The 12,119-nt window shown below is 69.7% G+C and carries 10 protein-coding genes; all 10 read right to left on the minus strand.

The genetic code is table 11. The features are described from left to right. Positions 1-4 precede the first annotated feature (4 nt). Positions 5-1,234 carry an enolase C-terminal domain-like protein gene (locus F8566_RS34905; protein WP_151566134.1) on the minus strand — a complete coding sequence of 410 codons (1,230 nt, stop codon included), beginning with the start codon at positions 1,232-1,234 and terminating at the stop codon, positions 5-7. Continuing rightward, positions 1,235-4,303: a glycoside hydrolase family 38 N-terminal domain-containing protein gene (locus F8566_RS34910; protein ID WP_151566135.1), complete on the minus strand. Its 3,069-nt coding sequence runs from the start codon at positions 4,301-4,303 to the stop codon at positions 1,235-1,237. Positions 4,304-4,365: 62 nt separating this feature from the next. Continuing rightward, positions 4,366-5,199 (minus strand): carbohydrate ABC transporter permease, encoded by an 834-nt coding sequence (locus F8566_RS34915; RefSeq protein ID WP_151566136.1) that lies wholly within the window; start codon positions 5,197-5,199, stop codon positions 4,366-4,368. Further along, positions 5,199-6,179, minus strand: a complete 981-nt coding sequence (locus tag F8566_RS34920; RefSeq protein WP_151566137.1) for a carbohydrate ABC transporter permease — start codon at positions 6,177-6,179, stop codon at positions 5,199-5,201. The genes F8566_RS34915 and F8566_RS34920 overlap by 1 nt, the downstream gene beginning before the upstream one ends. A gap of 7 nt (positions 6,180-6,186) precedes the next feature. Beyond that, positions 6,187-7,446 (minus strand): ABC transporter substrate-binding protein, encoded by a 1,260-nt coding sequence (locus F8566_RS34925; RefSeq protein ID WP_225993780.1) that lies wholly within the window; start codon positions 7,444-7,446, stop codon positions 6,187-6,189. 138 nt (positions 7,447-7,584) lie between these two features. Next, on the minus strand, positions 7,585-8,277 hold the full coding sequence (locus F8566_RS34930) for a FadR/GntR family transcriptional regulator (RefSeq protein ID WP_151566138.1): 693 nt from the start codon (positions 8,275-8,277) through the stop codon (positions 7,585-7,587). Positions 8,278-8,310: 33 nt separating this feature from the next. Next, positions 8,311-9,264 carry an alpha/beta hydrolase gene (locus tag F8566_RS34935; RefSeq protein WP_151566139.1) on the minus strand — a complete coding sequence of 318 codons (954 nt, stop codon included), beginning with the start codon at positions 9,262-9,264 and terminating at the stop codon, positions 8,311-8,313. Positions 9,265-9,278: 14 nt separating this feature from the next. Then, positions 9,279-10,454 (minus strand): DUF5005 domain-containing protein, encoded by a 1,176-nt coding sequence (locus tag F8566_RS34940; protein WP_151566140.1) that lies wholly within the window; start codon positions 10,452-10,454, stop codon positions 9,279-9,281. 47 nt (positions 10,455-10,501) lie between these two features. Next, positions 10,502-11,317, minus strand: a complete 816-nt coding sequence (locus F8566_RS34945; RefSeq protein WP_151566141.1) for an SMP-30/gluconolactonase/LRE family protein — start codon at positions 11,315-11,317, stop codon at positions 10,502-10,504. Next, positions 11,317-12,117, minus strand: a complete 801-nt coding sequence (locus F8566_RS34950) for an SDR family NAD(P)-dependent oxidoreductase (protein ID WP_151566142.1) — start codon at positions 12,115-12,117, stop codon at positions 11,317-11,319. The genes F8566_RS34945 and F8566_RS34950 overlap by 1 nt, the downstream gene beginning before the upstream one ends. Positions 12,118-12,119: the final 2 nt, after the last annotated feature.

Below are 12,119 nucleotides of genomic sequence, written 5' to 3' on the forward strand. Positions count from 1 at the left end.
TGACTCAAATCGCGCTGAGCGTGACGGTCGGGTCCGCCCAACGTTCGTTGGGAACGAGCGGGTACCAGCCGGGGCGGCCGGGGTCGCGGTCGTACGGGTAGCCACCCAGCTCGCGGTAGAGCTCGACGTACTCCGCGACCTTGTCACGGTCCAGCCGGACACCGAGGCCGGGCCCCGTCGGCACGGGGATCCGGCCGTCCACGTACCGCAGCTTGCCGCCCTCGATCACGTCGTCGGCGAGGTGGTGGTAGTGCGCGTCCGCGGCGTAGGTCAGGTTGGGCAGGACCGCTCCCAGGTGCAGCATCGTGGCGAGCTGGATGCCCAGCTCGCCCGAGGAGTGCACCGAGACCCCGACCTGGAACGTCTCGCAGATCCCGGCCGCCTTGACGCAGGGACGGATGCCGCCCCAGAACGTCGTGTCCAGCAACACCACATCGGCGCTGCGGCGCAGCACGTTGGTAGCGAGCTGTTCGAAGTTCACCACGACGGTGTTCGTCGCGAGGGGCACGTCGACGCGTTCGCGCACCAGGCGGAGCCCCTCCAGTCCCCAAACGGGGTCTTCGAGGTAGTCGTTGTTGAGATGCTCGATCGCCTTGCCGAAGCGGACGCCCTCGTCCATGCTCAGCACCGCGTTCGGGTCGTACCGGAGCCGGTCGTCCGGGAACGCCTCCGCCAGCGCCAGGTAGCACTCCAGCTCGTAGCCGGGCGGGAACACCCCGCCCTTGAGCTTGTGGACCGAGAACCCGTGCTCCTCCTTGAGCGCGCGGGCGTGCGCGACGAGCTGCTCGGGCGTGCGGACCTCGCCCGTGTCCTTCCCGGGATACCGGTAGAAGAGGTACGACGCGAACGGGACCGTGTCCCGGATCTTGCCGCCGAGCAGGTCGTACGCGGGGACCCCGAGGTGCTGGCCGATGAGGTCGATACAGGCGAACTCGATCGCCGCCAGCATCTGTGTGCGGTTGTTGTAGAGGCTGGCCGTCGGGTTGGCGATCTTGAAGCGGAGCGCCTCCAGCTCGAACGGGTCGTGCCCCTCCAGGTAGGGCGCCAGGGCGCGGAACGCGGCCTCGGCGCTCTCTCCGCCGCCGCCCATCTCGCCCAGTCCGACCAGCCCGTTGTCCGCCTCGACCTCCACGATCGTGCGGATGAAGCGGCCCCAGTGGGCGCCGTTGCTGTGCAGCAGCGGCGCTTCGAGGGGCACCGCGACGGTGGTGGCCCGGATGTCGGTGATCTTCATCTACACGTTCCCCTTCACCGTGACGGCGACGATCCCGCATGCGGGCAGGCGGACGACCGCGGCGCCGTCCCGGACGGGCACTTCCTCGACGTCACGGCCGAGGCCGGAGTCGACGAGGGCGCGGCGGAGCCCGGGCAGCCGGAGTCCGGCCTCCACGGGCCCGTCGGCCAGCGACTGAAGACGCACGACCAGGTCGCCGTCCACCCGGCCGATCGAGGTGATCAGCACGTCCGGGTCGTCGACGGAGACGAAGGCACCCGTCGCGGCCGCCTCGTCCTCGCCGGTCGCGAGGGTCGCCACGAAGGTGTCGGTGAGCCCGGCGGCGGTCGCCGCACCCAGCCGACGTCCCGGTACGCCGCCCGTGGCCGAGGCGACGGCGTACCGGAACGTGGTCTCTCCCGACTGTTGCGACGGGAAGTTGGTGTCCCAGATGTTGTTGAGCGCCCAGGAGTAGACCGTGGACGGCTCGACATCGAGTGTCGGTGGGAACGGCGCGTACGGCATGTGGATCGAGCCGAACTGCACCAACGGCGCCTCCAGCGTCGCCCACGCGACGGTGAGATCGGCGTCTTCGAACGCCGTCCAGTGCCTGATCGGGCGCATGTGCTCCGCCGATCCCGGCACGCTCGGCACGTGGGTGCCGCCGACGCCGCCCGTGAGCTCCCACACCGACGGCGGCCCGCCGACCGCGAAGGGGAAGGAGAAGAAGACCGCCTCCTTGGCCGCCGTCGGCTGCTTGCCCAGCTGGAAGCGCAGGTCCAGGCGCGGGACACCCGCGTACAGGTCGATCGTCGTCCGCAGCCAGTCGATGCCCTTGCCGGTCAGCTCCACGACGAGCCGTTCTCCCGCGGGCGTGCGTTCGCATCTGACCACACCGGCGTTCCTGCCGATCGCGCGGTCGCCCAGGAGCGTCTTGTCGTGCACGAGCATGTGGCCGGACAGGTGGTTGAAGTGCGGCGCGGTGGCGTAGCGGTCGTAGATGTACTGGCCGAAGCCCGCAGCCGCGTCGGCGTTCACCAGCTCGCGTCCCGCGACCTTGTCGAAGACCGAGCTGAGATATCCCTCGGCGAGGTCGTACGTCACCCGGTAGTACTCGTTCTCGATGACGCCGTCGCGGCCGAGGTCGATCGGCTCTGGCGCGGGCGCCTCACCCCGGACCACGTCCAGCCGTACGTGGCCGAGACCCGGCACGTCCGGGACGACGGCTTCCAGGTGCCGGCCGATCGGGCGGGTCGGCCACTCGTCCGGGTCGACCTCCTCCTCACGGTGCGGCACCGGCTCGCCGGTGCGGGCATCCACGATCGTGATCGGGACGTCCACGGCGACCACGTCGCGGGGCAGGAACGCCCGCGCCACGTCAGTACGGGCGAACGTGCCCGGGTTGACGACGACGAACGAGGTGAGCGCGTCCCGCGCCGGCCCTTGCGTCGCGCCGAAGCGACGGGCACCTGCCTGGAGCAGGTCGAGGGCGTCGTCGTAGGACTGGTAACCCACGGCGGACTTGCGGGTCCACTGCAGGCCGCCCGAGTCGTTGCCCTCTTCGGCGTCCTCCCAGGGGTTGGCGGCGCCCCAGGTGTGCTCATCGAAGAGCGCGGCCTTGTCGTACGCCTCGTCGACGCCTTCGGCCGTCGCCCCGGCGAGGGAGTGCAGGGTCTCAGCGGTGCGCAGCACGTTCTGCGCCCGCCGGACGTATCCGAGCGGGCGGGCTCCCGAGCCGAGCCCGTCGGCCCACCAGTCCGTCCAGTCACCCTCGTGGACCTGGAGCTGGTCGAGGTGGTGCTCCTCGACATGCTCGAAGAAGTCGGCGTTGGTCGCCATGCGGAGTCGCGGGTACGCCCACGTCTCGTTCCACCTGCGCGCGATCTCGGCGGGCATGATCGACGGTCCCGCGTTGTCGGCGTGCGCGCCCTGCACGCGCAGGTGCACCGCGTCCAGCGCGTCGGGCGCCTTGGCCGCGCCGACCTGCCCGGGCGCGGCGTACCAGCCGAACGTGCCCGGCCCGTACGGGTAGGGGCGGTCGGCGAGCGAGCCCAGATAGCGCGGCAGCAGGTCTTCGGCCAGGTCGTAGCCATCGACGAGGCCGACGGTGTTGCCCTCCATGTAGGCCATGCCATGCGGGGTGTCGGTGAACCACACGAGCAGCTCGCGGCCGCTGGGGGCACGCCACCGGAACGGCCGGCCGAGCTTGTCGCCGCCCGTGATGTACGGAACGGACCGTCCGGCCCAGTTGTGCGCCGCCGCGAGGTAACGTACGCCGGCCGCGTTGAGCGCGTCGACGACACCCACGACCGCGCCCGGGATGTCGGTGTGCATCGCCGACCGCACGTCGATGCCGTACGACGAACGAAGCCGCTCGACGAAACGCAGCTGCCGGTAGAGCTCCTCGACCGAACACGCCTCCGTGTGCAACTGCATCGGGAAGGCGGTGACCTCGATCTGGCCTGCCCGGGACCGTTCGGAGAACTCGGCGACCATATCCTCGGGCCGGGTGGCCAGCCAGCGCAACGCAGGCAGCGACGACTCCACCGACCAGCGGAAACGCGCGTCGTCCGGCCAGTCCGCGGTCTCCTGGGCCAGCCGCAACGCCGCATCCAGATAGTCCAGGTGGTGGCGGAGCACCGTTCCCTGAGTGTCGGTGTAGCCGATGTCCAGGTGGGAGTGATGGACGACGAAGACGTTCCACTTGCGCTGCGGCGTGACGTCGAGCGGCGCGGCGCCGACCAGTCCCGCGACGTCGCGCACGCGCAGCGTCAGCCGCCGCGTCTCGGCGACCTCCGGTACGAGCAGCGTCGCACTCCCCTGGTCGTCCGTCCATCCCGTGGCGACGCCGGAGCCGTCCTCGTCTTCGAGCGCGAGGTCGAGGCCGCCGGCGGCCTCACCGGTCACGTCGATCCGTACGACCTGCCGAAGGCCCCCGTCGCCGTCCCGCTTGAACAGCGGCAGCACGGCGGCACGGACCGCCAGCCCGCGGACGGCGAGGACCTCGACCGAAGAGTCCTGGCGCAGCGCGTCGCGGATCCCGTCATAGTCGGGTGATCCGAGACTGGCCTGCAACAGACGGCTCGTCATGTTTCCCCTTGAACAAATGAGAGCTGGTTGAGAAAAAGCCGATCAAAGCCGGGCGATGCCGATCACAGCTGGGCGATGGACAGCCCCCGCGCGAACAGGCGCTGCGTCGCCAGGAAGAGCACGACGGTCGGCAGCGACACCACGAGCCCGGCGGCCAGCGCGATCGGCACGGGCGTGCCCGCGTAGACGTCGGTGGTCAGCGCCGCGATCTCCGTCATGACCGGCCGTGCGGTCTCCGACTGCGTGAGCGTCAGCCCGAACAGCAGGTCGTTCCAGGTGAACGTGAACTCGAAGATGAACACCGCGGCCAGCGCCGGCCACGACACCGGCAGGAAGATCCGCAGAAAGACGCGCATCGTGGACGCGCCGTCCATGCGCGCGGCCTCGAAGATCGAGATCGCCACCCCGCCGTAGAAGTTGCGCATGACCAGCGCCGCGAACGGGATGTTGATGGCCAGATGGATCAGGATCATGCCGAGCCTGGTGTCGTACAGCGGGGTCTTGCTGTACCCGACGAACAGCGGCACCAGCAACATCTGGAACGGGAAGATCGACCCGCCGTAGATGAGCATGAACCAGGCGAAGCCGTACCTGAGCCGCAGCACCACGATCGCGTACCCGGCGAGCGCGCCCAGCAGCACGGCGAGCGCCGGTGACACCAGCGCGTAGAGCATCGTGCTGAACAGGCTCTGCGCGATGTCGGTGCGCTCCCACACCTCGGCGATGTTGTCGAACAGCGCGAAGCTGCCGGACGGCTTGATCGCGTCGGAGGGCTTGTACTCGCCGGCGGGCCGGAACGCGTTCGCCAGGATGAGGTACGTCGGGAACAGCCAGATCAGCCCGAGCCCGGCCAGCACGGCCCGGCGCAGGACCGCACTGGCGGCGGTGGAACGCATCAGTGGTCCTCCTTCCCGATCTGGCGGCGCATGTAGGCGTACGAGGCGAGCCCGGTGACGGTGGTCAGCAGTACCGCGACCGCGGAGCCGTAGCCGTACTCGTCGGCCACGAACACGTCGCGGTACATGGTCACCGCGAGCGTCTCCGACGTCCGGCCCGGACCGCCCTGGGTCATCACCCAGACGATGTCGAACGTCTTCAGGCTCGCCACCAGCGCCAGCCCGACCACCACGGTCGTGAGCGGGCGCATCAGCGGCCAGAGCACGTGCCGGAACAGCCGCCAGCCGGAGGCGCCGTCGATCCGGGCGGCCTCGATCGGCGCGCGGGGGATCGACTGCAGGCCGACCACGAACAGCAGCATGTTGACGCCGAGCTGCTGCCAGGTCCACACCGCCAGCATGGCGAAGGTGTTCTCCGGGCCGTCGTTGAGGAACGACATGTCGCCGCCCGGCATGCCGAAGAAGCTCAGTGCCTGGTTGGCGACGCCCTCGGGCTGCAGGATGAAGCCCCAGACGAGGGCCAGCCCGGCTCCGGACATGGCGTACGGCAGCAGGAACGGAAGCCGGAACCAGGGGCCGCCCTTGATGTCGTACGAGAGCACGGCGACCAGCAGGCCCAGCCCGACCGGAAGCACCGTCGTGCCGGCCACCCACAGCAGGGTGTTGCGGATCGAGGTGATCAGCGCCTCGTCCTGGAACAGGCGGGTGTAGTTGTCCAGGCCGATGAACTCCGGCGAGCCCAGGCCGTCGTAGCGGGTCAGGCTCAGCCAGGCCGTCCATACGAACGGCAGGTAGAGCAGGACTGCGACGAGCAGAAGCGCGGGCGAGACGTAGGCGTAGCGCAATCGGCCGAACAGCGCGTAGGAGCCGCCGGACCGGTGCGGGCCGGGCCGGCGGCCGCCGCTCCCGGCGCCGCGGCGCTCGGTGCGCGCCGCGGACGTCCGGGACGGGGAGGTGGCGGGTTGTTGTCGCACGGTCATACCAGCGTCAGTTTCCCTGGGTCTTCCAGTACTGCTCGTTGGCCTTCTGGATCGTTTCCAGCACCTTCATGTAGGTGTCGGGCTTGACCGTGAAGCCGCTGAGGCCGTCGAGCGCGGCGGTGAGCACCGGGGCGGGGGCAGCCTCGAAGTACCGCTGCATCAGCCGGTACTCGCCACCGGCCGCCTCTTTCGTGATCTTGCTGAGCTCGGGCTGGGCGATCTTCACCCGCGGGTTGCCGGAGACGTCGCCGCGCGAGTTGGCCCACTTCTCCTGGGCGGCGGGGGTGACCCACCACTTCAGGAACTTGGTGCTGGCCGCGGGGTCCGGTGCCTTGGTGAGCGAGCACAGCGGCCCGCTCTCGAAGACGAGCGACGTCTTGGGCAGCGAGGGGTTGACGTTGGGGATGAAGAAGAACCCGTAGTCCTCGCCGAGCTTGAGCTGCCGCTGGGTCATGCTGGTGTTGAACCAGGTGCCCGAGGAGACCATCGCGGCCTTGCCGCTCTTGAAGTGGTCGGCCGGGTCGGCCTTGTCGCCGGGGTTGCTGAACCAGCCGGCGTCGATCATCGTCTTCCACCGCTTCATGACGTCCACGACGCCCGGGTCGGTGTAGGACGCCTGGCCGGTGCCGAGCTTCTCGTACAGGTCCGGGTTGGTGCCGACGAGCAGCTGCTCGAACCACACGAACGAGAACAGCGAGGTGGGCGTGGTGTGGTTGAACGGCGTCTCGCCCTTGGACTTCAGCGTGCGCGCGAGGTTCTCCAGCTCCGCCCACGTGGCCGGGGGCTTGAGCTTGTACTTCGCGAACATCTTCTTGTTGTAGAACATGCCCCAGTAGGCGGTGTTCAGCGGGACGCAGTACTGCTTGCCGTCGATCGTGTAGTACTTCGCCAGATCGGCGGACAGGTCACCGCTCTTGATCGCCGCCTGCCAGATGTCGGTGGTGTCGGCGACCTGCTTCTGCTTGACGATCTCGGTCAGCCGGCCGCCGGTGGACCAGGTGAACAGGTCCGGCTTGACCTTGGTCCGGAACGAGGCCTTGATGAACGCGGTGTAGGTGGGCTCGTCGGTGTAGCCCACCGGCTTCATCCCGAGCCCGATCTCGGTCTTCGACTGGGCCCCCATCTGGTCGAAGAACTGCGACCAGGCTCCCTTGTCGTTGTACAGCTTGAGCTCGGACTTGGACCCGCCGGAATCGTTGCCGGACGAGCAGCTCGCGAGGGCGAGCATCGCCGCGCCCGTGGCGAGCGCGGTCACCCGCAGACGCATCGACGGCATCATGGGGCCTCCTAGTTGTGGGTGGGGTGCCAGGAGTCGGTGAACAGAGGGGTCGGCTGTGGAGCCGCCGGCCCTGCGCGGGCGGACGGCCAGGGTGGAACGGGGTGTCAGGTGGAACGGGGTGTCACGTCAGGCGAGTCTGGCTTCGATGACGCTCTTCACGTCCAGCAAGTGGGAGCGCATGAGCTCCTCGGCGCGCTCCGCGTCGCCCGCCTCGATGGCGCCGAGGATCGCCCGGTGCTCGTCGTGGTCGCGGGCCCGGTCATCGAAGATGCGCAGTATCTCCCGCTGTTCGGCGGCGTGCACCGAGAGCAGCGAGTCGATGACCTCGCTCAGCACCTCGTTGCCGGCGGCCTTGGCCGTCGCCCGGTGGAACGACATGTTGGCCTTGTCCAGTTCGGCGTCCGCACCGTCGAGGTGGCAGCCCGCCTGGTCGAGGACCGTCCGCAGGGTGGCGAGATCGGAGGGGTCGGCCCGGCGGGCGGCCATCGCCGCCACCGGGGGTTCGATGAGCAGCCGCGCGTCCAGCAGTTGCAGCAGCTGGTCGCTCTGGAGCTCGCGGAAGTTGGGATTGGGGATGACGACCCGTTCGAGGTCGGCCCCCACGTAGATGCCCGAGCCGTGCCGCATCTGGACCGCGCCGGTGGCCTCCAGCCGGCGCAGCGCCTCGCGCAGCGTCGGGGTGGTCACGGCGAAGCGCTCGGACAACTCCCGGGCCGAGGGCAGCCGGTCGCCGGGGCGGAGCCCGCCTGACCGGATCAGCTCCAGGACGCGCTCGGTGAGCGCGTCGGAGAGACTGGGCCGGGCCACATCCTGAGCCATCGACTACCTCGTTCGCTGAAGAAGTTAAGTCATCTAATCACTTGATGTACTCCGGTGTCCAGCGTTCGCGAGATCGAAACCGCGGCGCAGGGCCGCGCGCTGACCTGCGAGAGCCTCGCGCGCGACCGCGGCCGAGAGCACGCCGTCGAAGCCGTGGTAGACGTGCGGCACGTGATGCAGTTCGGTCGGCACGCCGGCCTGGATGAGCCGCAGGGCGTACGCCAGGTCCTCATCGCGCAGCGGATCGCCCTCCGCGACGAGCATGTACGCGGCCGGCAGCCCGGACAGGTCCCCGGCGCGCGCCGGAGCCGCGTAGACGGGCGCCCGGCCGTGGTGCGGGCCGAGGTAGTGCCGCCACATGTGGCCGACGTCGCCCCGGTTGAACAGCGGCGGCTCGACGAAGGTCCGCATCGAGGGCGTGTCCATCCGGTCGTCCAGCACGGGATAGAGGAGGAACTGGAACGCCAGCGGCGGCCCGTCCTCGTCCCGGGCGCGCAGCGCGATCCCGGCGGCCAGGCCGCCACCCGCGCTGCCGCCGCCGACACCGATGCGATCCGGGTCGACGCCGAGCTCCGCCGCGTTCTCGCGCACCCATACCGTCGCCGCGTAACCGTCGTCGAACGCCGCCGGGAACGGATGCTCGGGCGCGAGCCGGTAGTCCACGGAGACGACCACGATGCCCACCTCACCGGCGAAGTCCAGGCAGCGCACGTGCTCGTTCTCCAGGTCACCGGTGACGAATCCGCCGCCGTGGAAGTAGACCAGCGCCGACACCGGCCCTCGCTGTTCCCTCGGCCGGTAGATCCGGACGGGCACCGGCACCCCGGCCGGGCCGGGGATCTCGCGATCCCCGACCTCGACCCGGGCGTCGGACACCGGCTCCGACAACGCCTCGACGAGCGCGCGCATGGCCTCCCGTGCCCTGGCCGGGTCGGCCAAGCTCACGTACGGCATGCCGGCGAGGGCGCCGGTCAGCTCGGGATCCATCAGACTCTCTTCCTTCAGCCGCTGACCGGGAGGTTGATGAAGCGCGGCCGGTAGATGCTGACGTTCTTGTAGTTGTCGTTCTCCGTGCCCTCGGTGGTGTCGAGGCTGTTGACGTTGTACGACACGACGATGTTGTTCGAGGTCGTCATCGAGGCGTGGGCGTGGGCGTTGTAGGTGTAGATGTTCGGGTTGCCGGCGCCGGTCTCGGGCGTCCGGTAGACCGTCTTCTCGTCGGTGAACGGCCCGGCGGGCGAGCAGGACAGATAGGTGTCGATCTCGGTGCTGAAGGCGTCCTTGGTGTCCTGGGTCAGCAGGATGTAGAAGTTGCCGCGCTTGGACACGCTGAACTCGTTCGACACTCCGCTCAGCACCCTCACCGCGGCCGCCTCCGACGTGGAGTCGAAGTCGCCGCTCGAGGTGAGGTAGGTCCACGTGCCGCGCAGGTCGGTGCCGGAGACCCGGGCGATGTAGAGGTGCTTGCCGGCGGTGCCGAGGTCCTCGGTGCCGTAGATGTAGGTGTAGCCGCCGTCCTTGAGGAGCGCCGAGCCCCACATGATCTGCCGGCTGGACGGCAGGTCCGTCACGGAGACCGGCTGGTTGAGGTTGCTCGTCGAGAAGCGGGCGAGCACGTTCTTCGTGAACTTGACGTCCCAGGCGCCCCTGATCCAGTACTCCCGGTAAGGCTGCTGCAACTCGCCGCCGTTCATGGTCATGTCGGCGGCCCAGTAGACGTGCGAGGGGGCGCGCGGAGGCAGCAGCGCGGTCGGGTTGGCCACCGTGCCGCCGTGCGCGGTGGTCATCGCACCGCTGGTGGACCGCACGACGAAGGTGTTGTTGGGGAACGGGGTGGTGCCGCCGTCCGCGATCGTCAGCGGCCGCCGGCCGTCGTTCACCTCGCCGAGGAAGGTGTCGGAGAAGCCGAAGACCGTCCGGCCGTCCGGCAGTTTCACCGAGTACGTGCTGTCGGCACCCGTCCAGTCGTCGAGCCGGGCGTTGCTGTTGCCGTACGTGGTGAACGCATTGTTGAGCGAGGTGTACGGGGAGGCCGTGCCGAAGGTCGGCGCGGTGCTGCCGTTGCACACCGGGGCGGCGGCAGCGGCGGAGGCGGAGGCGGGCGGGGCGAGGAAGACGGTGGCCAGGAGCGCGGAGGCCACGGTCGTTCGGGCAGCGTGCAGGGACAGGGAACGCATGCGAAAACTCCTTGTGGGGGGTGAAAAGGAGATCTAGTAGGGGCGATCTAGAGGTCGATCGCGCTGATGTGCCAGCGGCCGAGGTTCGCCACGTACGCCGTGGTCCCCTTGAACGCCAGGTTGGTCGGGTGGCAGAGAAGGTGGGCGGTGGGGTCGTGGGAGACGACTTCGACCTCGCTGTCCGTACGCACGCGCAGCACCTTGCTGGGCTCGTAGCAGGCGACGTAGAGGAGGCCGTCGGGGCCGAAGGCGATCCCGTCGGGGACGGTGCCGGGCAGCTCGACGACGGTGCTCCGCTGCCCCACGCTGCCGTCCGCGCGGATCTCCACGCGGGTGACGCCGGGCATGAACGACTCGACGACATAGAGAGAGGACTCGTCCGGCGCGAGCGCGAGCCCGTTCGCGAACGCCATCGGGCGTTCGTCCCAGACCTCGCCGGACCCGTCCAGCCCGTACCGGAACACCGCGGGTCCCGGCTCGTCCAGCTGGCGGCTGTCAGAGACGTACATCCGGCTCTGAGAGTCGAACACCGCGTAGTTGGGGTTGCGGAACCGATGGCCGCCCGCCCCGTCGGCGAACAGCTCCACCTTGCCCGTGGCCAGGTCGAGCCGGAACACCCCGGGATGGACGATGTCGCAGATGAACAGAGAGGAGGCGGTCGGGTCGAACGCGATGCCGAGCACGAAACCGTTGGTGGTCGCGATCTGCTCGATCCTCGTGCCCGCCGGGTCGATGCGGAAGATCTGCCCGGCCTCGCCGCCGCACCAGACGCTGCCGTCCACCGGGTGCACGGCGACGCCCTCGGGATGGTCCAGCCGCGGGCTGGTGAACAGTCCGTCGAAGAACACTCGGGTGCTGGGCATCAGACCTCCGGCAGCGCTGCGGGGTTGCGGGCGAGCAGGCCGCCGTCGACGCGGTGCTCGGCCCCGGTGATGAACGACGAGCGCGGCCCGGCGAGGAACGCCACCAGCTCGGCGACCTCCTCGGCCCGCGCGACCCGGCCGAGCGGATGGGCGCGGCCCCACTCGGCGACCTGGTCGTCCTGGCTCGTGTCGCCGCGGAACAGGTCCGCGGCCCAACGCAGCATCGGGGTGTCCACGGAGCCGGGGCACACCACGTTCGCCCTGATGCCGTCGGCTGCGTGATCCAGGGCCATCGCGCGGGTGAGCCCGTTGATGGCCGACTTGCTCGCGGTGTACGCGGCGACCCGGTCCTGGGAGGCGAAGGCCTGGACCGACGACATCGTGACGATCGTCCCGCCGCGGCGCCGCCGCAGCTCGGGGACGGCCGCCCTGCAGACGAGGAAGACGCCCTTGAGGTTGACGCCGAGCACCTCGTCCCAGAGCTCCTCGGTGGTGTCCTCCACGGTGCCGTACCGCTGGATGCCGGCGCAGGTCACCACCGTGTCGAGCCCGCCGTGGCGTTCGACCGCCAGGCCGACGAGGCCGTTCATCTGCGCGGCGTCGGTGACATCGGCGACGACCCCGGTGACGTCATGTTCCTTGTCCCGGAGCTGTGTCTCGGCCGCGCGGACCGACTCCTCGTCCAGCCCGCAGAAGACCACCGCGGCACCGCCTGCGGCCAGCCGTTCGACGACCGCCCGGCCGATCCCGAGCGAACCTCCCGTCACGACGGCGACCTTGCCGCCGAACTCCCCGCTCAATG

Origin of the sequence: Actinomadura rudentiformis, assembly GCF_008923185.1 — a bacterium.
Taxonomy (GTDB): Bacteria; Actinomycetota; Actinomycetes; order Streptosporangiales; family Streptosporangiaceae; genus Spirillospora; species Spirillospora rudentiformis.

Excerpts from the sequence above, each read along its gene's own strand:
- F8566_RS34945 (WP_151566141.1), bottom strand. The coding sequence starts at position 11,317 with ATGCCCAGCACCCGAGTGTTCTTCGACGGACTGTTCACCAGCCCGCGG.
- F8566_RS34925 (WP_225993780.1), bottom strand. The coding sequence starts at position 7,446 with ATGCGTCTGCGGGTGACCGCGCTCGCCACGGGCGCGGCGATGCTCGCC.
- F8566_RS34935 (WP_151566139.1), bottom strand. The coding sequence starts at position 9,264 with ATGGATCCCGAGCTGACCGGCGCCCTCGCCGGCATGCCGTACGTGAGC.
- F8566_RS34905 (WP_151566134.1), bottom strand. The coding sequence starts at position 1,234 with ATGAAGATCACCGACATCCGGGCCACCACCGTCGCGGTGCCCCTCGAA.
- F8566_RS34920 (WP_151566137.1), bottom strand. The coding sequence starts at position 6,179 with ATGACCGTGCGACAACAACCCGCCACCTCCCCGTCCCGGACGTCCGCG.
- F8566_RS34910 (WP_151566135.1), bottom strand. The coding sequence starts at position 4,303 with ATGACGAGCCGTCTGTTGCAGGCCAGTCTCGGATCACCCGACTATGAC.
- F8566_RS34930 (WP_151566138.1), bottom strand. The coding sequence starts at position 8,277 with ATGGCTCAGGATGTGGCCCGGCCCAGTCTCTCCGACGCGCTCACCGAG.
- F8566_RS34915 (WP_151566136.1), bottom strand. The coding sequence starts at position 5,199 with ATGCGTTCCACCGCCGCCAGTGCGGTCCTGCGCCGGGCCGTGCTGGCC.
- F8566_RS34940 (WP_151566140.1), bottom strand. The coding sequence starts at position 10,454 with ATGCGTTCCCTGTCCCTGCACGCTGCCCGAACGACCGTGGCCTCCGCG.